Here is a 25,068-nt window from a genome sequence, read left to right as displayed (position 1 = left end):
AGCGAAGCAAGTTCGAGCACAAGGTCGTGAATGTTGGTTCGAGGTATTGAGACGTTCACTACGGGTCCTTTAGCAACTGGGCATTCGTTACACCCTATGATTCCTCATTTTGCTGCCAACGCAGGGCTACGACATAGGTACGGACACCTTTGGAGCCTCCCTCCCTCGCGGACTGTGTTGAAGAAAGTCTGGCAGCCACCACCAGCCGTGCGAAACGAGGCTGTCACTAAGTGACTACTTCTTCCCCGGAAACGTAGGTTTCTGCCCTGGCTGGAGAACTGTTGTTGGTCGTCGTACGTTGGCTGGCTTCTGCCCTTCTTTGGCGATAATGGAACGCGAATCCGCCTGCTTGTTGGCCCCGGCAGGCTTGCCCTGAGACTTGGCGTCCGGCATATTGTCCTCCTAAGTAGTGTGCTGTGTGTAGATTCATTATGACCGACCCAGCATCAAGAATCAGGAACTATGCCTACAGACCCCGTTGCAGCTCTGCTATACGTTTCCCTACTGCTCCCCGGCGTTGCATTCGTCTGGAGCTATGAAGGGCACCGGCCGACCGTAAAGAGGTCCGCGTTCAGGGAAACCGCCTCGGTTGTTATTGCTTCAGTGGCTTCGCTCGGGACCGTTTTCGTGCTCACCTATCTGTTGTCTTTCCTGAGCCCGCCGGTTGCCGCATATCTATATTCCTTCGTCACCAAACCCGATGAGCTAATCGCGAGAGATACCCAGCTCTTCATCGGAGTCGTACTCGGGCTACTTACTGTATCCACAGCCTTGGGGCTAGCCTACGGATCCGCATCCGCATTTCAAGCCCTCAAGCGATTCAGGGCGTGGGCGTACAAGAAGGCTACTCGCAAGGAGCTCAAAGTATTCGAGCGCGGCCTCTCGGCCTGGAGCGCAGCATTCGAAGCCGAACCTGAGCACTACGTCAATGTCGGTGTCCAGCTCAAAAGCGGAGCCTGGATTCAAGGCGGGCTCGACTCCTACACCCAATCGGCCGATGAGGGACCGGACCGGGCCATGACACTCAATGGCACGATTGAGTGCCGACTGCCCGGGAGCGATGACCTGATTGAACTGGAAGGCGTCGGAATGATAGTCGTCACCGCCTCAGAAATAGACTTCATGACTGTCTCATATGAGCCCAAATCAGCCCCTGACGTCGAAGACTCATAAAGACGCAATCCGACAGACCCCAAGGTCCGAAGGAGCATGCTATTTGACGATAGCGAGTCTACTCCGATGTGCCGTGCAACAATGTCACCATGACAGCTCGACTGTATGACCTCTCATCCTCGTGGATGTTTCCGAACTCAAGGCAGGAAGTTTGGGACGTCATCGCCGATCCCAATATGGCCTGGCAGGATTGGTGGCCCGGTTGCACGCAGGGAATTCCTCTCCAACGGGTGCCAGATGCAGGCACCAGCAAAACTGAGCTCCTCCTTGCATCAACTGCCACCCTAAATTTCAAGGCCTCGTTGGGCTATACACTCTCAGTGATGTACCACCCAACCCATGTTGAAACTCTGAATGAAGTCACGTTCAACGCCGGCGGCGACTTGGCCGGCGAAGGACGAGTCACACTCTCTTCAACAAGCAACGGTCAAACTCAAATGGACATCGAATGGCGGGTACGTCCCACGAGCCATTGGATGACGTTCTTCAGCCCCGTCGCTAGGCCCGTGTTCACCTACGCCCACGCAGCCCTGATGCGCCGCGGCGAGGCCGGGCTTCGGGCATACTTGGCAAGGAAGACGGACAAGAATTAGTTTCATGTCTGGCCAGCTACCACGGACAGATTTACCATGAAGTACGCGGTGAATCGTCACATCCGCTGAAGCACTTCGATCGGTTCCGTTTATGTACGTCCGCCAGCACCAACCCGTGGGGACAATAGGCACAAGGAATACGCTGCGTGCCCATCAGCGCGGCCAGTCACACAGAGCCCTGCCATGACGACCCGAAAGAGCCGCAGCACCGCACAAAGTGCTATCAACCGGCTTGAGCTTGGCGAGCACCCTGACCTCGGCGACATCCAGTCCTGGATCGAGGCCAAGAACGGCCGCCCCATCGTCATCGGGGAACTGAGCACCCTGCGTGGGAACGACATTTGCGGGCTCTGGTTCCTCCACGAGGGACGCGACTATGTCCTGCACGCCCCGCTCAACTCGTCGTGGCATCGTCAGTACATCATCCTGCACGAGTTCGCCCACATGATCCTTGGACACCGGTGCACCCCGACATCACAGCGCTTGGTGGACCTCCCCGGATTCCCGGGAGGACCAATACAGGTATTGGGTCGTGTTAGCTTCGAGGACGAGGACGAAGCCGCCACCGAGCTCTTGGCAGGCCTCCTCATGGAACGCCTCTCCCAAGCTCGGGACCTTCCGTCGGACCCCGCAGGCTTCAGCAAGGTCTTCGGATAATGGAGTACCTCCCAGCGGCGATGCTGTGGCTGCTGACGCTCGTCAGGATCCGCACAGCCTTGGACAGGGAGTGCGCGTCCGTCCTACGCGCTACGTTCTTCGCAGCGCTGGCCTGCACACTCTTTATCCCTGCCGTCTACAACGCGGTCGATCCTCTTCTCGGCGGCCGCAACCACGTGGGTCTGGTCCTGGTCATCGCCATCATGGTCAGTTTCTGGCAATTCCACACCGCCACCGTGTTGGCCGCCGTCAGCAGCCAAGTACGACGGCGGCACCACCTCGTGCGCGGACGTGTGGCCATCTCGGTGGCTGGCACATGCGTCGTCGTTGGCTTTTTTATCAGCCATGTGGATGTGACCAACCAGAATTTGCCCTTGGCCTATGGCAGCCAGCCTGGCATGCAGGTCTTCCTCTGGATGGGTTCGGCGTTCATCATCTGGGTCTGCGCCGATGCCGCACTGACGTGCATGCGGTTCCTGCCCAGAATGAGGAGCAGAACGTTCAAATCGGGGTTCGGTTGCTTTGCGGCAGGGTGCATCTGCTTGGCGCTGGCATTGGGGAACCGGCTGCTGCTGGGGATGGTCGCGGCCTCCCCCGCCCAAGGAAGCCACTTACTTGGCGTCCTGAATTTGTCGTTCACCACCCTTGAAGTTATGGCCGTTCTCCTCGTCAGCATCGGCCTCATTCTGCCGCGCTTCCGCCAATCATTGGGAATCCTGCGGCGCAATATCCGTTCCCGTTGGCTGATGGTCTTGCTGACTCCAATATGGCGGCGCAGCAGCACCAAAAGAAAATACTTGCTTCGCAACCGATGGACACCTCTCCTCGACCCTGTTGCAAGCCGAGTCACGAGGCACCTTCAACGGCGGGTTGTCGAGATCAGGGACGCCCAGCTTCGCGGCACGAAGCTGCTCCCCCGCGACCGCGTCCTCGTCAACCAGGCAGAACAACTACTCCAGGGACATTGAGCGATCCATCGGCGGTGACGGTCATGTAGTTATCGCGCCTCCAAACCATGAACATGTGTTGCCGGCATCAGCCAGCAGCACCGCCATGTGGAGGCATCATGGAAAAGCTCAGCATCAAAACCCCTGACGACTTCATCGCCTTGATGGGCCACAGTCTAGGATTCTGGCCCGAGGAAAGCCTGGTCTGCGTCATCCTGGACGACAAACGCATCGGAGCCACGCTCAGGGTGAACCTTCCCGTTCTCGGAACCGACACCAACCACTTCATCGACCAGGTGGTGCATCATGTCAGCACGGACCGTCAGGCAACCGGCGTCGTCTTCGGTATCTTCACCCACGCGCCCTGGAACCCAAATGAATTGCGTCCCCATGAGAGCGTGATGGAGGAACTGACAGGCAGGCTCAGCCTGCAAGGAGTGGTTGTCCGGGATGGCTGGCTCATCGGCGAAACCACCTTCACCAACTACCTACTCATGGGCACCGATGGAAGTGTCAGCCACCCCTTGGACAGGGTGCTGTCCAGCGAACTCAATGCAGAACTCGTCTTTCGTGGCTCCAGCATCGAAGCCTCCCCAGGATTCCGCATCCCAGTGATAGCCCGGCCCGCCCTCAGCACCGAGATCCTGCGGCACTGTTTCAGGATCGAAGCCATGAACCCGCAGGCTGCAATCACCCGCGCCAGAACCCTGTGGAACAAGACGCTCGACGGCGGCAGCGAACCTACCGACGACGAAGCCGCCGAGCTCATCGCCAACCTCAAGTTCATCAGTGTCCGGGACCGGCTCCTCGCCGACATCCCGGGCATCGACGACAGCATGCGCGACCTACTCCTGGGCCAAACTAAACAAAGCCCCCATTGGAAGCGCGTCGAGCGCGCCTCCGAACTGCTATTCCAGCTCTACATGCGCACAGACGGTACCGATGCTGCCCCCGTGCTCACCAGCTTAGGCGTCATCCAATGGTGGGAAGGCCACGGCAGCAAAGCTCACGAATGCTTTCAACGCGCGCTTGAGTCTGACCCTGATTACCGCCTCGCCCAACTCACCGACCATCTCGTGCGCGAAGGGATCCTCTCCGACTGGGCCACAGACAGGCAAACCGCATACCAGCCACCGCACACCCGCGGACCGGAAATTGGCGGGATGGGCATGGTGTAAAGCTCCCAATTCCGAGGACTCCAGCACCGACGGCCAAAATGGGTCGCGCGTGTAAGACGGTATCGATGGGTTTCTAGCCGGAAGCCGTCGCCAGCCACATAGCCAAGGGCATTTCGGACATGGCAAAGGTTATCCCAGGCTCAACCTACACACTCCCCTTAATAGACCAGCCGCATCCCTAACCAGTTCTTCCGTCGCCAACGGGCGTGTTATGTTCGAGTGATCGCTCAGATTAGACTCACAATTTAATCAGGGACGAGCGGGGATCCGTCAAATGAATAGCGTGCAGACCTTTAGCTACACGGTCGGAGGACAGTCACCTACGCGTCATACTTTTCCGGCCTTGCTGAATGCCTCAATTGCCGTCTGTAGCAACTTGACCAAGTCTGCCTGTGCTGTGCTGTCCTGCGAAGCGTCTTCTGATTTCTGCTCGGCTATCCACGCTCGCCCGAAGGCTTGCTTGACGAATGCAAGCTTCGCGTCATCGGCGCCCTCTACATCCTGCAGGAACGGGGTCATCGCTCGAAGTTCGAGCTCCTGCCGTTTGAATGCAGTGGCACGGAACAATGAGTGCCCGCCAAACCGGAACGCGACCGTCGCGATACCTCCGATGCCAGCTGTCATCCCGAGCTTTAGTGCTACTTGAGGCCAGCTGAGGCCGGTTTCAATATTTCCAAAGGCAAATAAAATAAGATAAACACCGGCGATACCAGCAAGAATCCCAACACCGTAGCCGACGTATCCAGCGATACGATCCCAACGTGCGGATTTCTTATACTGGTCCCCGAGAATGTCGCCGGCAGCGAGGTTTGACATGCCAACAACGCTCGTCCTCAGGGACTCCACCTTCTCTAGCGCCGCTTCCGCCTTATCATCAGCATCTATAATACTGTCAAGATGGGGTTTGGCCTGCTCAAGAAGCTCTTGTTCCTGCTGCTCAAGCCACTTGCCAAAACGATCTTGCCGATCTGTTTGAGCTTTGATGAATGCATCGTTCGTCTCGGTGAGAGCGGTTGAAAGTCGGCTCTCACCTTCGCCGATCCGTGTAGTCAACCGTTCGAGATGTTCTTCAGCTTCCTGCACCGACGATCTGAACCTCTCCAGATCCTCTGCGTGTACGAGTGTCATCCGCTCCTGCTCAGCGCGCAATTCCTCGATCTGCTTATCGAGGAGTACTCGGGCAGTTTCCACTTGCTCGACATACGCTGACGCGGCGCGAGTAGACGCGGCCTTCTTCGCACCAGCTTCCTCAGCCCGAGGGAATTGAGTGAGGGCGCTGCGCACGCTGTCCAGGTAACCACCCTTGGCATTTTCGAGATGCTGGAGGTGGCTCGCTGGCGATTGTAGGTAATTATTCAAGCTTGTATTCACTTGTCCCCAGGCGGAGTCCAAGGAATCCACCGCAGACTGGCCTATGAGGAAGGTTTGATCGGTCTCAACCAACGCTTCGGAGTGTGCCCGCAGGTGGCGAATTTCTTCCAAACTAGAAGAAACAGCAACGTCGGCCAACCCATCAATCTCCGAAAGAACACGCGAAACCGCGGCCAGGGTTTCCCAGAGAGAATGATTCTGAAATGCACTTTGTTCCATATATGTCTCCCGCGGTGAATTTGATTGATGGGGTGGAGGTTCGAAAACAGATTGATACCCACCGTATCGTTCGCTTCTGACACTGCACTTCACTTGCGACTTAGAGGCCGGGAGCGTGTTGTCTGAAATGATTGAGTCGCGCATTCTCGTTTCGTTGACTTTTCTGATGCTCCGCTGCAATTCATTGCCAGCTGGGCTCCATACTCCCTGGACATGTAAAGCCGTTCAGTGACCTCCGGCTGACAGCTAGGCCATCATTTACCGACGTCGAGGCCCTATAGGGGACTATGCCGCCTTATTTTGGGGCGGGGTTGTCGGTCAAGTTCAGTATGGTGGTGGATCAGACTTGAATTGAAGGTCATTGCCGCTTCAGCTTAAGTGGGAAATGAGACATCGTGCTGGCCGTACTTTTAGCTACCCCATTCCGACGCTGATAGGCTGACCGCTTGCGAGATCTCGGTAGATTTGAAGGACAGACTACCCGCGCCCACCAGAAGACCACGAACATGGGCGCCATAGCGGCGACCCGTGGAATCACAAGAATCTGTTGACCGAATCGGCTGCCCCTGCCGTTAGTCGGTCCCGCAGTGGTTCGATAACGAAAATCAGTGCCTGTGTCGCCCAAAAAAGGCCGCACCGTTGTCAAACACATATTAAGGCCTACTAAGCGATTCCGTGGACTACCCCACCCGTGTACGGCCTGTTTAAACCGATCTGCCGATTTGCCGCCGCTGAATGATAGGCCCCAGCGAGAGCGCACCGTTAGCGAGACGTTTTAGGCACCCATCCCCCTCAACCTCGTCGCACCTATCGCATGAGTCGCCTCGCACCCAGCCTTACACGTCTGGCATCCAAGGTCCTGCCCGTGGCGGGAAGTTCCACGGGCAGTCATGGTGATCTGGGCCCATTTGGCCATGATTCTGTATGTCTACGAAAAAGTGCCCAGAATGCCAAGCCCCGTTTGAACCGCGGCGCACCACCCAGCTGTACTGTTCAGCCACGTGCTCAGGACGATCCCGTGAGCGACGCCGGCGGGATACTCGACGAGCCACAGCAAGAACAAACACCCAAACCCTCGTTGCCCTTGAGCACGCGAATGGCAACGCTCGCCTGCTTAACGCGGAGAAACAGCACCTGCACAGCCTGCAATCTGGAACGTCTGCCATCCTGTCCAAGTCCAAGGCATCCGTCTTGGCTCGCGACCGGGTCATCGACGATCAGCGGACCCAGCTGCACTTATTGGCCAACAAGTATTTTGACCAGTCCAGTCAGCTTGCAGAGGCCAAGGCTGAATGCGTCGAGCTGAAACTGGAGGTCTCGCGAATCCTGAAGACTAGAAACGCTGATCTGCAGGACCTGATGCAGATCGCCGTCCGCATGCTCCAACTCACCGACCACCTCGGCATCCCCCTTGACCGGCCCACCGCGGAAATCTTCCACCACCGCGGCTGGAACACGAAGATCTCGGCGGAATCCCGATGACTATCTCCATCGCCCGCCTGACCGCGAAGAGCGGCGTCAAGTACCTGTTGAAAACCACCATGCACGACGACGTCCCCCTCATCCCAAGCGACGCCGCGAGCTACTACATGAAGGCCGGCACTCCCCCGGGCCGGTGGATCGGCAGCGGCTTGGCTGGCATAAGCCGTGAAAGGCTGGACCCCGTCACCAGTGACGACGCCGCCGCAGTATTCACCAACGCCGACCACCCGGACACGCACCAGCCATTGGGCCACCACCATGGAAAAGCCACTATCGCCCATCGCAACGGTGAGGAAATCCAGCGCGTTGCCGTGGCCGGATTCGACCTGACGTTCAGCGTCCCTAAATCCATTTCCGTCCTTTGGGCGCTGGCTTCACGCGATGAACAGCAGCAGATCCTCGCCGCTCATCATGATGCCGTCAATGAGGTCCTGGAGTGGCTCGAGGAATCTGCCATCCATACCCGCACCGGCCGCGGCGGTGCTGCCCACGTCGCAGCGAAGGGCGCCGTTGCCGCCGCGTTTGACCATTGGGAATCCCGCGCCCGAGATCCCCAACTCCACACGCACGTCGTCATCGCCAACCGGGTGCAGCGGGCAACTGACGGCGCCTGGACCACTCTGGATTCAAGGACGCTCTACAAGGCCACCGTGGCTGCCAGCGAACACTACAACGGCCTGCTTTTTGACCGTTTGCAGGAACGCCTCGGCGCGGTGCCGGGCTTCCGGCCACCGACCAGTCACGTGCGCAACGCTCGACATGAGCTCGTCGGGGTCGATGATGCCCTCATTCACGAGTTCTCCAGCCGTACCCACCGTATCGATGAGGAGAAGGACCGGCTTGTGGCAGCCTGGACGCAGGAACACGGCCGTGAGCCCACCCCCACTATGGTCCTCAAGCTGCGACAGCAGGCCACACTCGCCACCAGGCAGGCAAAGGGTAAGGACCCGCGGCCACTCAGCGACCTCGCCGCCGGATGGCGATCCCGAGCCCAGCAACTCGGCTTTGAACCCGCAGATGTCGTCCGCCAAACCATCAACCGCTCCCACGAACATCCCGTCAGCGCTGCCGACCTCACCGGTCTATGGGTCACCGCCGCTGCCGCCGCCACTCGCCAGACGGTGGCGCAACGCCGCGCCACATGGAACCGCTGGAACCTCCTGGCCGAGGCAGAACGCATCTGCGCCGAAATCCGGTGCGCCTCCCCCGCCGACCGCCGCCACATGCTCGACGCCGTCGCCTCCGCAGCCGAGTACCAGAGCGTCGCGCTCAACGCCTACCGCTACAACGTCCCGCTCAACGCCAGCAATGACATCGCCTTCGCCGGCCACGCCGTCTTCGAGTTCCCCGGCGCCCGCCTCTACACGGACGCCGGCATCCTCGCCAATGAGCAATTCGTGATGGACACCATGAACGACGACGGCGGACCCGCCATCGCGCCCCACCTAGCCGACACCTTCCTCACCACGAGTGACCATACTGCTGGTCACCTTGGGTTGGCACCTGACCAACGTGCCGCAGCGCACGAGGTGCTGTCCAGCGGCAGGTTCCTTGACGCCGTCGTTGGTCCGGCAGGATCGGGCAAGACCACAACCATGGCCGCCATCCGCGACGGATGGGAACAGGCCTTCGGAGCAGGCAGCGTGGTCGGACTTGCCCCGGCAGCTGCCAGTGCCGAGGTGCTCGGCAGGAAGCTGGGTTTGGCCGCTGAGAATGTGGCCAAGTGGCTGTATGAAACGGTCGGCCAAGGCGCCGCTCACCGGGCGGAACAGTTTCTGGACTTGGAGACAGCGGATCCAGCCTCGTCGTGGCAGCGGGCCCGAACGACGCAGCGGATGGCTGCCTTGGCCATGCAGCACGAGCAGTGGCAATTTCGGCGCGATCAGCTCGTGATCGTGGACGAGGCGTCGATGGTATCGACCGTGCAATTGGCGGCGCTGGTACATCAGGCGCGCGATGTCGGCGCCAAGATTGTGTTGGTAGGTGATCCTGCGCAGCTGGACGCGATTGATGCCGGCGGGATCGTGGGCTGGTTGGACCGGCAGGGCAAGGCGGTGCAGCTGACCAGTGTGCGGAGGTTCAGCCACGAGTGGGAGGGACCGGCGTCGCTCCTGTTGCGCGTAGGTGATGTGGCGGCGATCCAGGCCTATGCAACACATGGTCGTTTTCGCCACGGTGACTACGTCGAGATGGTTGACGAGGCGTATGAGTGGTGGGCCTCGGATATCCAAGCCGGAGTTTCGTCGATCCTCATCGCGCCGGACAATGAGACTGTCACAGCCCTCAATGAACGTGCCCACGCGGAGCTGGTGGACAAGGGCACTGTTGATGCCGTCCGGACAGTGCGGCTCAGCGACGAGCTCTACGCGGGCCGCGGTGACACCGTCATTGCCCGCAAGAACGACCGGCGCCTCACTGATGACTCCGGTGACTTCATCCGCAATGGCACGCTCATCAAAATCACCGCGACGCCGGACCGCGATGGATCAGTGATGGGTCGCCGGCTCGACAGCGGCAAGAGCATCCGGCTGAGCAGCGAGTACCTCACGGAATCCACCGAGCTCGGATACGCGACGACAGCGCACCGCTCCCAAGGCATCACTGTCGGCACCAGCCACACCTTGCTTACCCAAGGTTGCCTGACGCGTGAACTGTTCTACGTCGGCATGACCCGCGGACGGGACAAGAACACCGCCTACGTGTGTGAATCCAGCCCCGCCAGTGACGACGAGCTGCACGAGGTGCCCGAGTCGACTTGGTTGGAAATCATCGGTGAAGTCCTGGCAGCCCAAGGATCCGAGCGAGCCGCGCACGAGGTTCGCGACGAGGAACAGGAGAATGCGCATTCCCTGCATCGTCTCGCCGCTGAATACGACTACCTCGCCCAGATCGCGGCCGCAGACGACCTGCGTATCGCCGTCGACCATGTGCTGCCAGGGCTTGCGAGCATCTTGGAGTGCTCGCCATCGTGGGGTGCGGGTGTCGCTGCCTGGAGACGGGCAACGGCGGCCCAGCCACGTGCGGCGACAACAACACTGGAACACACGATTCGTAGCCCCGGCGACGCCGATGACCTTATGGCTGTTCTCCATGCACGACTCCGCCTTCTCGGTGGCAGCGCGTCAGATGGCCTCGATGATTGGTTGCATGAGGAGTTCGCCAGTAGCCGTCCAGATCTCACGGAAATGATTTCCCAAGTACGCCGCCTCGCTGCAGCCAGAGTCCAGGAGCTGAAAATGAAGGTGCTGGCCGGCACCGATCCGTGGACACAGCGAGTTGACGGCACGCTTCCCAGCGTCACCAATGCGATAGTAAGAAATGCGCTGCTGGAACAAATAGCCATCTACAGGGATCGTTGGCAGATCGGGAATGACCCGGAACCGTTGGGCCCTCCCACTGCAGACTACGAGTGGGAACGCGCCAACGACCGGCGGCAGCTCGAAGCAGAACTGGCTCGGCTACAATCCACTGTTGCCGACCGCGATGGATCTACCGCCGTGAAGGTTTCCGTTGGTGCTGCCCTTACCAATGTCGGCTGGGAAATTTAGAATAAGAGCGGAGGAGGTAGCTATGGAGAGCAACCCGATGATCAAGCCACAGCTCAGCGGCGGCCTCCTAGTCGCGACGACCGTCATCGTCGGAGTGGCTCTGCTGTACTTGGCCGTCGCGATTGCCATCGCGTGGCCAGGATTCCAGAGTGTTTGGATCGCGTTCGGAATAGCGCTCTTGGCGGCAGGCTGGGTTGCTTGGCGCTGGGCCCGACGATTTCAGGGGCGGCGACAGTGGCAGCAATTTGCCAACCGGCAGTGGGAATACCTAACCCGGATCAAAGGCGAACACGAAGCCACCGCTGAGATCACAGTCATCAGTTTCGAAGAAATCCAACCGACTGGCTCCTGGGCAACCATACGCTGGAACAAGTTCGGCTACGTTCAACCAGTCTGGATCGAGAACGGAACGTTTGCCATCTGGCCAGATTCCGTCCTGCTTATCCGTCCAGATCCGACACAAATCCAGGTCGGCGCGCCATGGCCGCCAACCTACTATCTTCGGTCCCACGCCTGTTTAGCTATTGCACCAAGACTCGGTTAAGAAATAGCCCTTTATGCAATGAACTTCTCAAAACGGATACCTTGCTTGGATGGCGACCCCTTGGACCTAACTTCGCCACAAAGTCCACAGGCTCGTTCATGAATTCAGTGCTCATCCACCGCAATGACAGTGTCGTAGAGGCCATAATGGCGCAGACCACTATGGGATTCGACGCCACTATACGACAGGGAAGCATCCTCATAGCGGCGAAACGCGAAAACAGCCTGGTTCATGTGAGGAGCGTTGAACACTCCAAGATTTACGAGCAAATGGAAGTCATCAACTGTCAGCCCAGTAACAGATTTAAACAAGGCAGGTTCGAGCTTGGTAATGACGTCTTGTAGGGTGTTCTCGCGGAAATCTGTGAGGTACATGAATGCCGGGATACGTGTGGCGAACTTAATCAACTTGTCTTGAATCTGCTTGCGTTTGGATTTGTAGTCCTTCTCCTCAGCAGTCAGTTCCTTCTTCTCAGCAGAAGTGAACCCCTCGCTTTTCTCCTTCTTCGTTTTCTTAATAGCGTCGCTCTTGTTAATGACCGTCTCGAAGATGGAGTTGCCAAGTGCGCGGAAGCCCTCAATGTTCATCACCGCGTCCATCGCAGCCTGGTTGCCAATAATGCGGCGCAGAGTATCGTTGTCGACATTGACGAGGATCGCGGACTCCCACTTGCGTGCCAACAGCGTCGCCGAAGTCCCGGCCATCGCAATGTCTAGGATGCCTCCAGCGTCAACTTGGGTCATGTTCGAGCCGTCATAGGCGAGAACTGGCAGGAACTTCACCAACTCTTCTACCGCAAGCTCCGGGTCAGCTGTCTCCGGCGACAGCCCAACCCCATAATCCGAAATCTGGCTCAAAGCCCGGGTCGGAGCGAAATCAAACACGAAACACACCGGCTTGAGTACAGTTTCTTCTTTAATGTCGTTCCCATTGGGATTCATTATCGACCACGAAGACTGCACCCGGAACGCTGCCTGAAAATAGGTCTCGGGTGATTTAAGGTTTCGGAGCATGAGTATAGATGACCATTGTTTGACAGTCACACCAGTGGTGAGCTTTCCGCATGACAATGTGATCGTCTTGGTGTCATGCCCGTCTCGGATTGCCTCGCGCACTGGCGGCAAAGCGTCGAGCCCAATGCCAGCATGAGGGCCAGCGACAGTAAGGACCTGGTAATCGTGCCAAAAGACATTTAGGCGCTGCGCAAGCAAATTCGCCATTGCCTCGCAGGCGGCAACGTTTGGCAGGAACCAGAACGAGTGCTGCATGTAGGGCAAAAGCCTGGCATCCGAGTATGGGAATGGCGGGCGGGTGCCCATCCGCATCGAGTCGACCTGCGTGGGCATGTACGCCCCGCGAATGATGTCTAGCCATTTCTGCACATCGGTCTTATGCGTAAACTCAGCGTCTTTGCCATGACCGGTGGCCTCAAAGAACGCGTTAAGGTCGAATTCATCGAACTCGCCCTGACTGGCTACAGCGATTAGTTCATCGGGCATCTGGTATGTGAACATACGCATCTCCGGCAGAGCCCCGTACGGGTTCCACTTATCTGGATGGGCCGCGGTGTACTCCGCCTTGGCTCGTTGTTCGTCGGTGTAACTCCAGTTGAAGATTTGCTCCTCTATGAACTCACCAGTCGCCAGCGCCTTGAATGGTGTACCTGACAAATACAGGTAGGCACGCGTCGTGATCGGCAGGAAGTCATCCTCATCATTACCAAGTTCATCGAGTTCCTCGTCAAAGTCTCCAAGAACCTCGTGGTATTCGGCGGCGAGCTCCTTCTTCGCGACCTTTTCATCCTCACCCTCGAACAGCTCTTTGGCAGATTCGCGCCAAGCGCCGAAGTGGTACTCGTCGAAGATCACAAGGTCCCAGTTCGTGGCGTGAACCCACTCGTTCTTGGCCTTGATGAGGCCAGTCTTCCTATCTCGGCCCAGTAAGTCTTGAAACGATCCAAAGTAAACCAACGGGCGGGATCGGTCGGTAGTCTCAGGGTCGCCGCCTGTAGCTGATGACAAATACTGCCACCCGTCGAAGTCTGCGTGAGACTCCAGATCCGTTTGCCACGCGTCCTCAACGGCTGGCTTGAACGTAACGACAAGCACACGCTTGGCGCCGAGACGTTTAGCGAGTTGATAGGAGGCAAAGGTCTTGCCGAACCGCATCTTCGCGTTCCACAAGAATCGGGGAACGGCAGTGGGGTCTTCGGCCCAGATCGACTCGTAGTAGTCGTGGACTTTCTCGACCGCGCGAGTTTGCTCGGGACGCATTTCAAAGGTCTCATGGTGGGTGCCGCTCAGCTTCTGACCGGTGCGTAGTTCAGTGATCGCAGTGAGGACATCAGCCGGGGTGCAGCGCATCCACTCACGGGCCGACCCGAAGACTGGGTTCTCAAAACCTTTGTCAATGAGACGCTGACGTACATCAGAGTCGCGAAAAACGGAACCATCCTCCCAATCTGCAGCTTCATCTACGTGGAGCGTGTAGGTTTGCTGCATTTGGCCCTGAGATTCACGAATACGCTCGTTTACGTCGACCTTTGTCGTCTGGCCCACCTTGATCAGCCCCGCATAGTTGGCCGGCGGATCGTTGGGGGTCCATGCATAAATACGCAGGCGCACGTCTGGTTTCTTCGGGAGGAGCTCCCCGATATCTCTACTCATCGTCGGCTTCATCCCGGATCTCGTCGAAAAGTGTGGCGTCGTGCTCCGCGACCTGAGACTCAATGAATGTGACATCCTCAGCAGTCAACTCATACCGTTCATACAGCGCCGCATCGGTCCAATCTCGGTCCAGTGGAACGTCAGGCACAAACGTGTAAACCCCCCGTGCAGCATCCTGAGTTGACTTGCGCAGAGACACAAGGAAACGCACGAATCGGGTGCGAAGATACAGGGCAAACCTGTCGGCTTCTTCCTCAGTGTCAAACTTGCCAGCAACGAGATAGGTCTCTGTGCACGCGGTACCTGGCCCGCCGATGATCGGTTTGGAAAGGAACTTCGTCTCAACGGCAGCGCTCGTGCCCTGAACTCGCGTCATAAGAACTTTCCAGACGTCGGCCCATTCCCGATTGGTGGGAAGATCAGCTCGTTCAATCCAGTCGATCCTCTGGTTCGCGAAGAGCTTTACCGGATCGGTCATACCCGACGACGTCAGTTTTCCTTTGAAGTTGGTTGCGAGTCCGAATGGCTTACGGCTTGAGACCCGGGATTCGAGGGTCGGTTCTCCCTTAGCTCGGACCTTTTCAAGAATGGGGATTGCCTCATTTCTCCGGATCAGAACGTCGTAAGCGTCGAGGTATCGGGCTGCGGAACCACCGAGCGGTTGACCACCCCAGATGGTCTGGACGGTACAGGGGCCATCATGGATGCGGTCCCACAAAAAGTATGAAACGCCACCCCTAATCTTTACACTGGGGAAGACTTCAAAGAGCTTTGGGTAATCCACGATGTCGCGCATACGGTGATCGGAAAGCATTTTTTTGCGGTATTCGTCGAGGCCTTTTCCACCTGAGAACCAGCGGGAAGGCGTGATGAAGACTGCGAAGCGCGGATCAAGACTAAGCGCTTTCTCGACGAAGAGCTGATAAATCGGCGCCGCTGATGAGCCATGACCACCGTCGCTGAGCTGGTAGGGCGGGTTGCCGATGATGACATCGAATTGCATTTTGTCTCCGAACAGCTCGGCTATGCGAGCTTTGATGTCGTCTGTGTGTATGAACGCATATGCATGAGTTTCGAGCTCGTCGCCACGGCCATAGTCGTCTTCACTCGCTCCACAATAAGCACAGCGCCGGTGGGTGAAGACGATTAGCTCGTCTCCTGTGAGCGGGTCAACGCGGAACTCTCGTTTTCCCCCACTCCATTCATGTTCGGTGCGCTCAAACCAGATATTGCCATCTTCCGTGGTGAAAGAATTCGCGATGGAATGTGGCCCGTTGGCGTACTTCGAGCAATAGACGCTGCGGCGTGCCATGAGCGCAGTGAGCTGGGTGGTTCCAATACCGTAGACCTGCCGTGTGAGGATATGGTCGATACGCTTGTGGAGGTCTGGGATTATGACGGCGAGCCCATCGGCAAGGCGACGGACGATTTCGCGTAAGAAGACGCCAGACTTGGTGAACGGGTCTAGAAAAGTGACGTCCGGATTGGACCAGATATCTGCACCATCGTTCGCTTCCGCCCACGCCCTGGCAAGCATATCGAGCATGGATTCCGCCATGTCGGGAGGCGTAAAAACTTCGTCGTTGGAAAGGTTGGCGATGCAGGTCAGCACGTCCGGGTTGTGACTCCGTAAGGTAAATGGTGCGACGCTCATATTTGGCCCACGTTCTCTGCAATCTGGTGAACAGTCATGGTCGGGTACGTCCTAGACGGAACAAACAGGTCCTCCTCGTCAAGTTGACCGAAGAGCGTGCCCTCGTAGGAGGCGCGCTGAGTCAAGTTGTCGTAGCGGAAGTCCCTGCGCTGAAACTTACCTTTCCCGAGGTATCCCCACTCAGGGAAAGCGATCGGCTGGCCGTTTGAGAACGTCATTTCCAGCGCGTCTCCCTCAACGATATTTGCTTCAAGCACGGTGTGGGCTGCCAGCGCCCACTCGTCATCGTCTTTGATTCCAAGAAAGGCGTTGAAGAGGGAGGCGAGATTGTCACGGCATTCCAAGGCGTTGTCGGCCAAGAGTTCGATGCCGTACGTGCACATAAGTGCGAATAGGGCGTAGTGGCGCTTCTCGAAGTCGCTCTTGCCATGGCGAAACTGAACCGTGGCAAGTTTGCGCGCCAATATCGGCACGAGGAAATTCCCGGAACCGCAGGCAGGTTCGAGCACGCGGGAGTCTATACGCTCGGATTCTTGCTTGACCAGATCGAGCATATTCTCCACCATCCAGGCGGGTGTGAACACCTCACCGTGGTCGGCGACGCGCTGTTTGGACTTGACTAGGCGCTCTACCTCATTCAGACTCATCGCCGCTCCTTCAGGTTACTTGCTTTGATTGATCAGGATACGATGGCGCTCTGACATTCATTTCCTCAGCCATGCGTTGGTAGGATCCCGTAGTTTCCACGCCACTCATAGCCCTCCTATCCAACCGTCGACCTCGTTTGAGGAAAACATGACAGGCGCCACGCCCGAGTGCACGCGCGTAGCTCTATTCGCGTACCGGCTACACGAAGCCTTGTAGGCGCCCGCGAGCGGGTTGCAAACATGACAGCTGGCAGCCAATTGCCAAGGACGCGTCATTGCAGCCAGATCCAGCAATCGAGCACTAGACACCATTCCCGATGTTACCTCAGTGGCCATGCCTGGATTTAGTCCACAACGGTGAGAAGATACGTATGTTAGTTTCTGAATGCCCGACATGCGACAACGACTCGTCCACAAATCTAATCGGTGCAATTCTTCGTGATGCCACATGACTTGCCGCCCACTTCACTTTCGACCAGACACCTACATGCCGATCACGATACTGCGATCATTCAAAGACAGTTGACGCCCTAGGTCGCGCGGCAGACCGAATGCCGAGTAGGTGTTCTTGTCCTCCAATTTCGGGTTCCAAAGCAAGGCACGCCAGTCTCCCACCAAACCCTGGAGGGTTTGTCGTTTCTAAAATCGTCTTGGCCACGGATGTCACTCGACCCAGCACGGACTTTGCAATGTCGACCCGGGACATGGGCTTCCTGTCTCGAGAGCAACGAAGAATCGAGCAGGCTTCAGCTTCTATCACGGCGTCGGCCCAGCCTGCCAAGTAGGCAGCGGACTGTTCATCTCGGTCGATGCCATGAGCCCGCAGGACAACGTAGGCGACGGACTCGGCTTCGATCTCGGCGAGGCCGCGGTGTTCGGAGCTGCTGCCATACAGGGCGCCAATGGCGTCGCCAGGGACGTGGAGGGAGGCGTGGGCGAGTTCGTGCGCGAGCGTTGCAACGCGGTCTTCCGCATCCAGCCAGGACCCTACGCTGATGAGGCGGCGCGAGTGGTCGGTGTATCCGTCCGCCAACCCTGCCTGCGTCTCTGAGACGACGATGTTGTAGAGCGCGTTTCGCGCCACTGCTGTGAGTGACTCCCACAGCTGCGTGCATGAATCGGCTTGGAGTGGCACATCTGGCCGACCGGCAATAGGAACAAGCAAAGGCTCCCCCTCGGTCTGCGACACATCGAACACTGGCTGCCCGCGCCATCCGACAATCCTGGATCGGTGTTCGCCGTCCCCCGACGCCGCAAGTTCAGGTTCTCGTGCCCCGGAAACCTCACCTTGTTCATCAGCAGGCGTGATTCGGGCGGTTCTTGGCGCAATCACATACAAGGCGTGTTCACCCTTGAGAACATAGCGGCTGTGCCGTTCCCACTCCTTGTACCCGGCAACGAGGGTCGGCTTCATTGGACCTCGTTGGGCCATTTGCATCGTCAAAAGTGCGACATTTCCTCCCGAGTACCGCCACATGGTCGCCGAAGCGTCGAGGAGCCGGTGCCATTGCTGCGGCTGGTCAACAGCCTCTGCCAGCAACGAGTAGAGCCCTTCGGTGAGCTCGTTAACTCGCTGTTCAGGACTGGGGTGGGTGGCTGGCGGCGCTCCCTCATTTGCTTGAACTGCTTTCAGCCATCGTGGTGTTGGTTCGGATATGGCTTCCATGGCTTCATCCCTCCGTTACTGTCCGGAATCGGTGGTGCCTGAATCCGCGCTGCCGGGTGTTTCCGAATCTGGCTGATTTGCCGCATTCAAGCTTGTATGCGGCAACCCCGTCATGGCGGGGCCGTCGTCAGGCAATCGGCGGACGACCGGTTCGCGGTGCTGCTGCAAGCTGACGCAGCCAGCCGTCCTGGTTAGGTCTCGCAACCGGACGACGCTGTGTTCCAGGCGCTCGTGAAAGCCCAAGGGGCCGAACCCGCCGTCGTCCTCGGTGTAGGAGGCCTGCTCCGCTCTCTGCAGCGCGTACAACTCGGCCACAATGTCCGAGTGCCGCCACCAGCAGTCGGGAATCACGGAGGTGGGTAGGTGGTAGGTTTCCACGAGCCAGCGGACCCAACTACCGAGGTGGTTCCACACGGTCTCGGCGGTGCGGGGGTCCATATCCCGCCACCGGTACGTCATGGGTACGCGCTCGGAGCGCAGGCCGCGCGTTGAGCCGAAAAGCAGCGCCGCGAAATTGTCTTCGGCACCGTTCTCGACGTCGTATTCAAAGGATTCGTCCTCGTCCATGGCTATGACTCCTGTTCTCCTGCGGGGAATGGCGTTTGTTGTTCGTGCTGTCGTTTGAGGTGGCCGGTGAGCAGTTCTAGCTCGGTTTGCTCCTTGGAACGGCCCAACTGTGCTGCGTCTTTGCGTTTGTGCCATTCACGCAGGTCCAGCAGGATGGGGCGGCTACGACGCCCGAGCATGATGGCCGTACCTGCCGGGAGCCGGCGGATTTCATGCAACGGGATTACCGGCGACTCACGGATTTGCTCGCCGTCCTGGCGGCCCTGCGATGACCATGATCGGGTGTTGAACGTCAGCGTCCGTTCGCCAATGAGACCAGCGAGTGCGCGGAGGTCGCGTTCGTCCGAGCCGCCGCCGAAGATGACCTTGATGATGGCGGCATCCCAAATGGTGGCGGCCTCGTCCATCGACCAGCCGGAGCGCGCCTGAGACAGGGACTGCAACACCACAATGGTGGAGATGCCAATGCCGCCACCGTCCGACAGCACCACCGGCAGCCCCGGCCATGGGGAGAGATTGGCGATTTCGTCGAGGATGAGCGACAACGGCGGGTCAAGCCGACCACCCGCGCAGACGAAAGCCATCTCCCGGGCGGCATAATCAATGTCATCGATCAGCGCGGACAAGAAGGGACCGGCAGCGGCCGCACCGCTCTTGGTCCCGATCAGGTAGAGCGTGCCGCGTTGTTCGATGAAGGCTTTGGGGTCGAATTGCTCGCTGCTCTCTCTCGGGTTCAGAGCAGCGAGGACCTTGGGAGACGACAGCGGCGCAGCAGCCGCGGTTACGCCGATCCAGGAGTTGGAGGTATTGCGGGGATCGTCGTCGACGATGCCCATCAAATCGGCTTGCCAGCCCAGAGCAGCCTCAGGCCGGCCGAGGATGTTGAGGGCCTCCCTGGCCAGCACGGGGTTTGACGCCCAGCGGCGAAACGACGAAACTCCCTCACCCGAAAGCGCAGCGGCATGCAACAAACATTGCAGCACTATCTGCGAGCGCTTTTGCCAGGCGGCGTTCTCTCCTTTGAGTGCGGCGTCTGCAGAGATGACAAGTGCTCGGCGGGTGGCGACGTCGGGGTCTTCGCAGCCTCTCACTGGTGACCAGCGCAGGGTTGTGGGCAAGCCGGACATTCCTTGTGGGTCGAAGACCGTGACGGGGCGGCCGTTGGTGGCGCGGGCTTTCATGGTCACGACGAGGTTGTCTGCCCGGGTTGAGGTGGTGACGACGGCGCCGGGTGCGTCGAGGATGGCGTTGATGATGACGTAGAGGCCCTTGCCGGAGCGGGGTGCGCCTTGGATGACGAGGGATTCTTCGGTGGAGACGTGGACTGTGACGCCGCGCGATTTACCGATGGTCCAGGAGACTTCTTCAACTTTGGGGTCTTTGGCGCTGGGGCGGGTGTACCGGCCTCTCTTCAGTGCGGCCTTGGCGCCGAATTCGCGGGCGATTTCTGCCCGTCGTGCCACGCCGTCGCGGCTGAGGATGTCTTGCCGGAGCCAGGCTCCGGATTGGCGCCAGACATGCCAGCCGAGGATGCCCGCGAGTGAAGCAACAGCTATGAGAACGAGGATGGGTGCGACGATGAGCCAGACCTGTCCGGTGCCGATGCGGCAGGTGCCTTCTGCGGGCAGGATCCATTGGATCCGTCCGCTGAACAGGCCGGGCAGAACGGCGGGGCTGAGATTCCAGGGTGCAGTCCCTTCGCATTGCGTTGAGTAGGCAATGTGGGCAGCAGCTTCGATCAAGAGGCTGAGGACCACGTAAATTGACGTGGCAACCAGTCCGAAGGTGACCATCGGATTGCCATCATCCAGCCGCCGGAGCATCAGAGCATCCTCTCATCGGTGCCGAACACAGCCAGCTCGTCGGTGGTGACCTGGTTCGCCACAATGAACGAGCGGTTGCCGACCTTCCACAGGCCTACGCCCTTGGGCAGCTTCTCCACGTGTTCGCATTCCGCTTCGGTCAGACCCAGTGCTTCCTTCGTCAGCTGCATAGCGTCATGCTTTTGCCGGTAAATAACCCTGGTGTCTGCTTCGGTGAGCAGGCCAAGCGCCTTTTGCCGCAGACCGCTGGTGCTGTCGCCAATCTCATTGAGGTCGGCGATCTTGTGCATGATGAGCAGATTTGAAATGCCATAGCTGCGGGCCAGGCGCCATTGCTCACTCATTTTTGCGAGCATGTACGGGTCCGCAAGCATCCGCCAGCCTTCGTCATAAACCACGATGCGTTTTGCCCCGTCAGGGTTCGTCACTGCAGCTTCCAGCCACGTCGCACCACAGGCAGCCGCTAGGGACAAGGCTTGTTCCGAGGCGCCGATCAGGGCCGAGGTATCCATGACCATGATGGGGGCATCGGCGTCGAATGCCACGGTGGAAGGGGCATCAAACATGCCCTCTAGGTCACCTGATACCGTTCTCCGGAGTGAATGTCCGACGCCGAGCCCTCCTTCCGGTCCGACCAGCGCGGCTGTCGCTGGGGTTGGGTTGAGTAAGTACTTCAGCACCATGGGCAGGGTTGGCGTGCTGTTGGCAGCCACCGCATCGGTCAGAGCCATGTCCAAAGCCGTATGCTCGACAGGACTCAGCGGGACACCTGGACGCATGAGCGAGACCAGTGCAACAAGCAGATGTCGGCGGCGCTGTCGCACCACTGCCAGCCATTGCGCATCGGACAACGCGCTGGATCGGGGGCCAGCGTCCAGCGGGTTGACTCTTGTTGCGCGGCCCGGCCCCACGGAGATCACCTTTCCGCCCGGGATGGCGTTGGCAACGGGAACCCATTCTCCTTTCGGGTCTGAGGCCACTGCAGCTTTGCGTCCCAGGGTGATGGAACGTGTGACCAGCGATTTGCCGCACATGGATTTGCCTGTGCCGACAGTCCCGATGACGACAATTGACGGGCCACTGATGAAGCCCTTGTCGTACATGACCCAGGGGTCATAGCAGAACGCGCCAGATCCGAAGAGGTCCGTGCCGATGTAGGTTCCCTCCGGGCCAAGGCCCGACTCGGTGAGAAACGGGTAGGCTGCCGCCATGGTCAGAGTCGAGGCACGGTGCGGCGCCGGGTGAACTCGGTGTGGACCCCACAGTGTGGCACCGTCTCGTTTGCCCCAATCGCCGGCCGAGATGCCCCCGCCAGTGTCCTCAGTCCGCTGTGCCCGCAGCTCACGCAATGACAGCGTCGGCGAGGAGTTCAGCAAACGTTCGCTCCGCCGTCGTTCTTTCCGCGCAAAGCGGTTCTCATCTGCGGGAGCGATGCTGACGGCGGCTACGTGCTTGTTCATTTCAGTCCCCTTCCCAAAGGCAGTGCTCCGGCGATGAAGGCTGGCCATTGCTGCCCTGCCATGAGCCGCAACTCGACAAACGATCCAGCAGCGGCGGATTCAAGTTCTTGCCGGCAGCGGGAGAGTTCATCGAGCGATTCGGCTGTGATAGTTACATAGGCTGCCGGGCGCACATCCCCATGACCGGCAACAATTTCATCTTCGCGCTGGGCAACTTCTTCTTCCTCCGCCCGCTGCTCACGTGTGAGGGGACGGTCCAGGCGGGCATTGATGCGGCGCCGGGTTTCGTGCGCTTCCTGTGCCGAACGAATGTCCCGAAGCGCCTGATCTGTAGGCACTGCCCGGATGACTTGGGATATGACGTGCCGGAACTCCCCCACATAGATCAGCGGTTGTAAGAACCCCGGGTAGACCTGTTGGCGGGGCCATTCGGCTACCCAGAAGGTTTGATGGAAACCTGAATCCGTCCGTAGGTAAGTCCAGTGTTCTTCGGTAGCCATGGGCCCAGGCGACACCGCCATGTTGCTTTTCCCCGCTCCTGTCACGGTCGCCCCCTTTGCGACCGTTTCGGGGTCAAACGAGCCCCGGACTACGGCAGTCACAGCAGTGTCTGACAACCACTCGGTCACCGTCACGCCATGTGTTTTCAGCCCGGTACTGAAAGCCTCAACTTCCGAGCGCAGAACATGCTCCAATCCGCCCATGGCGCCTCCTGCGTCCTTGATCCTGCGGTGCGCCTTGGCCGTATCAAGAACGATCGTCATGATGATCTCGTGACTCATGGCGGATCCGGCAGCCTCAATCAAGTCCAGATACGAAGCATCACCCCACTGCGCGTCGGCGATGCGCTCTGGCGGCACAGCACGCTCGTAGTACGCCCGTAGCGCGCTTGAAGGGTAGGGCACTGTGTAATCCTGAATCGCAATCCTGGCGATGGCCGACCGCCGAGCCATAGCCGCCTGCACCCGTGACCAGGACTGGACAGCGAAGGCTTTGTCGTCGTTGTCCATGAGGGCGAAGGACGTGGTGGTGCAGCGAAGCGACACCATGGCCTCGTGTCCGTTGCGGTCTAGAATGAACCCTTCGCCAGTTGCTGTCTTACAAAGTTCCAGACTTCCTAATCCACCCGGCAGTGCCATAGTGCCGACTTTTCGAGGCTGCTCTGGACGTGCCAGATAGTGGGTCTCGTCCAATACTGAGCGGAGAAAGAAGATCGACACCGTGTACGCCCACACCGGGTAAGGGATGCGGGCGTATTGCAGGACTCCAAACAACATCAACCCCATCCACACCGGCACTGTCAGAATGAAGGCAAGTGGACCGCCCGTCGCGGATGAGAGGGCGGCGATCAACATTCCCAAGGCAACCAAAGAAAGCTGGTACCACTGCAGCCCCATAAACAATCCGTGCCGTTCGTGCCGCGGGAACCGAACGGGCTGTAATACGCGGGTGTCCTCAGTCATGATGTCCATCTCCATTAGTGGGAGGCTTGTTCGGTATACACTTGGACGGCTCCACGGGATAGTTCTGAGCGGTCGGTGCCGGATGAGGCGGTGGAATCGTCGGTCTGACATGTGGCGCCGGGTTCGGACGGTCGACCTGAGCCGCCGCCGGTCGCGAAGGACCCGCACCTTGTGGCACTGCTGTGCTATTTGAGGGCCCCGGGCTCCTGCCGGGGTATCGAGACGTCGTTGGCCCGGTGGGAGCTGTCGGGGGCGCCGAGGCGGTTCCATCAGACGCAGCGGCCGGTTTGTGGTCACTCGGAGGTCGGGCAGTTTGTCCTTGCTTGGCCGATGGGCCTGGTGGCATCGGCCAAGCAGTGGACGTACCCGAATCATGCTCAGGTGATCCGGCGGGTGTCGAACCATGTCCTTTCGGGCTCGACGCCGTTGGCCCCGCAGTCTGCGACGGGTTTCCGATCCAGGCCTTGCTCGCACCGGCGTGCATGGCGGTGGGGCGCAAAGGTGATGCAGAGTGACTGGACGTCACCGGCGTCGGCCCTTTACTACCTACGCTCGGCATGTGTAGTTTGCCGCCAAACTGACGACCAAGCTGCCTGCCCGTGAAGCTCCCGGCACGGCTGGCAACATGGCCACCACCAGCCATTTGGGCCGCCCCGGCAATCTCGCCACCAGCAAAGCTGACAAGCTTCAGTGCCATCAAAGGTGCCGCGCATGCCAAGACCATTCCAACGGCGCCAGAGGCAAGACCGCTAAACGACGTCGAATTTGCAAACAGTTTGACTGCAACTGCCAGGACGGTCGCCGCCAGCGGTTTGGCGATCAGCAACGCTATGACCGTTTCGCACCAGATTCTGCTCCAAGATTTGGTTCTCTCCCAAGGCAAGAGCATGAGAGCCACCGGCGCCACGGCCGCCAGGACTATCAGTGCGAAAGAACGGAAGATCATCGAGCACATGAGGATGAACGCCAGTATCCACACAACAAGGATTGCGATGGCTGTAACGACGACTGCCCCGGACGGGCCTCCTGTTGTTCCAGAGCTGAGCGAAACTATGTCCCATTCCCGCCCCGAACCAGCCGCGGCCTTTTGGAACCCAAACAACCGCATGAAGACGACGTAAGGATCTTTACCGAGCGTGGCCAACAGCGCAGTCGACGCGGAATCAGTGAAATTGGAAAGCTTGGCCATGAGGTTCGTGGCCAAGTAGACCAGCGGCACGGCCAGCGCGCCACCAAGCAGCGCCCGACCGATTCGCCGTGGCTGCTGACTAATCAGGCCCGCGATGAGCTGGACAATCATGGCCACGACGAGCGGCGTCATCATGACGACAACCCACCAGTTCGTCAGGCCACTGACGATGCCCCATTCCGATGCATCAATGTCTGAGACACCGAAGGAACCGGAGATGA

The 25,068-nt window shown here is 59.0% G+C and carries 18 protein-coding genes; 8 read left to right on the top strand and 10 right to left on the bottom strand.

Annotated elements, in window-relative coordinates; genetic code table 11:
* Window positions 1–462 precede the first annotated feature (462 nt).
* The 5 genes from QMG25_RS15270 to QMG25_RS15250 all read left to right on the top strand — a co-directional run bounded on the left by QMG25_RS15270 (window position 463) and on the right by QMG25_RS15250 (window position 4,548).
* The gene (locus QMG25_RS15270; protein WP_283461729.1) at window positions 463–1,173 is read left to right on the top strand and encodes a DUF6338 family protein; all 711 of its coding nucleotides are present in this window, start codon (window positions 463–465) and stop codon (window positions 1,171–1,173) included.
* Window positions 1,174–1,496: 323 nt separating this feature from the next.
* Window positions 1,497–1,766, top strand: a complete 270-nt coding sequence (locus QMG25_RS15265) for an SRPBCC family protein (RefSeq protein WP_283461727.1) — start codon at window positions 1,497–1,499, stop codon at window positions 1,764–1,766.
* Between the two features lie 183 nt (window positions 1,767–1,949).
* Entirely contained in the window at window positions 1,950–2,423 is a 474-nt protein-coding gene (locus QMG25_RS15260; protein ID WP_283461725.1) for a hypothetical protein, read from the top strand.
* Window positions 2,423–3,391, top strand: coding sequence for a hypothetical protein (locus QMG25_RS15255; protein ID WP_283461724.1), 969 nt, complete (start codon window positions 2,423–2,425; stop codon window positions 3,389–3,391). Before QMG25_RS15260 ends, QMG25_RS15255 begins: the two co-directional genes overlap by 1 nt.
* 98 nt (window positions 3,392–3,489) lie before the next feature.
* On the top strand, window positions 3,490–4,548 hold the full coding sequence (locus tag QMG25_RS15250; RefSeq protein WP_283461722.1) for a DUF4192 domain-containing protein: 1,059 nt from the start codon (window positions 3,490–3,492) through the stop codon (window positions 4,546–4,548).
* 327 nt (window positions 4,549–4,875) lie between these two features.
* On the opposite strand, the gene QMG25_RS15245 is transcribed toward QMG25_RS15250, so the two are convergent.
* Window positions 4,876–6,138: a hypothetical protein gene (locus QMG25_RS15245; protein ID WP_283461719.1), complete on the bottom strand. Its 1,263-nt coding sequence runs from the start codon at window positions 6,136–6,138 to the stop codon at window positions 4,876–4,878.
* Between the two features lie 1,191 nt (window positions 6,139–7,329).
* On the opposite strand from QMG25_RS15245, the gene QMG25_RS15240 reads away from it, so the two are divergent.
* From QMG25_RS15240 to QMG25_RS15230, 3 genes are read left to right on the top strand one after another with little or no spacing between them, the layout of a single operon-like run.
* Window positions 7,330–7,620, top strand: a complete 291-nt coding sequence (locus QMG25_RS15240) for a hypothetical protein (protein WP_283461717.1) — start codon at window positions 7,330–7,332, stop codon at window positions 7,618–7,620.
* Window positions 7,617–11,168: a MobF family relaxase gene (gene mobF, locus QMG25_RS15235; RefSeq protein ID WP_283461715.1), complete on the top strand. Its 3,552-nt coding sequence runs from the start codon at window positions 7,617–7,619 to the stop codon at window positions 11,166–11,168. The genes QMG25_RS15240 and mobF overlap by 4 nt, the downstream gene beginning before the upstream one ends.
* Window positions 11,169–11,190: 22 nt before the next feature.
* Complete coding sequence (locus QMG25_RS15230; RefSeq protein WP_283461713.1) at window positions 11,191–11,712, top strand: hypothetical protein; 522 nt, start codon at window positions 11,191–11,193, stop codon at window positions 11,710–11,712.
* 104 nt (window positions 11,713–11,816) lie between these two features.
* Here QMG25_RS15230 and QMG25_RS15225 read toward each other — a convergent pair whose 3' ends face one another.
* From QMG25_RS15225 to QMG25_RS20610, 9 genes are all read right to left on the bottom strand, one after another.
* Complete coding sequence (locus QMG25_RS15225) at window positions 11,817–14,336, bottom strand: DEAD/DEAH box helicase family protein (protein ID WP_283461711.1); 2,520 nt, start codon at window positions 14,334–14,336, stop codon at window positions 11,817–11,819.
* A 34-nt stretch (window positions 14,337–14,370) separates the two neighbouring features.
* Complete coding sequence (locus tag QMG25_RS15220) at window positions 14,371–16,032, bottom strand: Eco57I restriction-modification methylase domain-containing protein (protein WP_283461709.1); 1,662 nt, start codon at window positions 16,030–16,032, stop codon at window positions 14,371–14,373.
* Window positions 16,029–16,679, bottom strand: coding sequence for an N-6 DNA methylase (locus QMG25_RS15215; RefSeq protein WP_283461706.1), 651 nt, complete (start codon window positions 16,677–16,679; stop codon window positions 16,029–16,031). The genes QMG25_RS15220 and QMG25_RS15215 overlap by 4 nt, the downstream gene beginning before the upstream one ends.
* 508 nt (window positions 16,680–17,187) lie before the next feature.
* Window positions 17,188–18,345 (bottom strand): ArdC-like ssDNA-binding domain-containing protein, encoded by a 1,158-nt coding sequence (locus QMG25_RS15210; protein WP_283461704.1) that lies wholly within the window; start codon window positions 18,343–18,345, stop codon window positions 17,188–17,190.
* Window positions 18,346–18,360: 15 nt separating this feature from the next.
* Complete coding sequence (locus QMG25_RS15205; RefSeq protein ID WP_283461703.1) at window positions 18,361–18,912, bottom strand: hypothetical protein; 552 nt, start codon at window positions 18,910–18,912, stop codon at window positions 18,361–18,363.
* Window positions 18,913–18,914: 2 nt separating this feature from the next.
* Window positions 18,915–20,735: a type IV secretory system conjugative DNA transfer family protein gene (locus QMG25_RS15200; RefSeq protein ID WP_283461701.1), complete on the bottom strand. Its 1,821-nt coding sequence runs from the start codon at window positions 20,733–20,735 to the stop codon at window positions 18,915–18,917.
* Window positions 20,735–22,195: a putative type IV secretion/conjugal transfer ATPase gene (locus QMG25_RS15195; RefSeq protein ID WP_283461698.1), complete on the bottom strand. Its 1,461-nt coding sequence runs from the start codon at window positions 22,193–22,195 to the stop codon at window positions 20,735–20,737. Before QMG25_RS15195 ends, QMG25_RS15200 begins: the two co-directional genes overlap by 1 nt.
* A complete protein-coding gene (locus tag QMG25_RS15190) occupies window positions 22,192–23,658 on the bottom strand; it encodes an SCO6880 family protein (protein ID WP_283461696.1) in 1,467 nt (488 codons plus the stop codon). The genes QMG25_RS15195 and QMG25_RS15190 overlap by 4 nt, the downstream gene beginning before the upstream one ends.
* On the bottom strand, window positions 23,651–24,958 hold the full coding sequence (locus QMG25_RS20610; protein WP_502866422.1) for a type IV secretion system protein: 1,308 nt from the start codon (window positions 24,956–24,958) through the stop codon (window positions 23,651–23,653). The genes QMG25_RS15190 and QMG25_RS20610 overlap by 8 nt, the downstream gene beginning before the upstream one ends.
* Between the last annotated feature and the right edge of the window lie 110 nt (window positions 24,959–25,068).

This window comes from Arthrobacter sp. H35-D1 (assembly GCF_030063185.1).
Classification (GTDB): Bacteria; Actinomycetota; Actinomycetes; order Actinomycetales; family Micrococcaceae; genus Specibacter.
The sequence above is the reverse complement of the archived record's forward strand: the minus strand, read 5'-3'. Positions and strand labels throughout refer to the sequence as shown.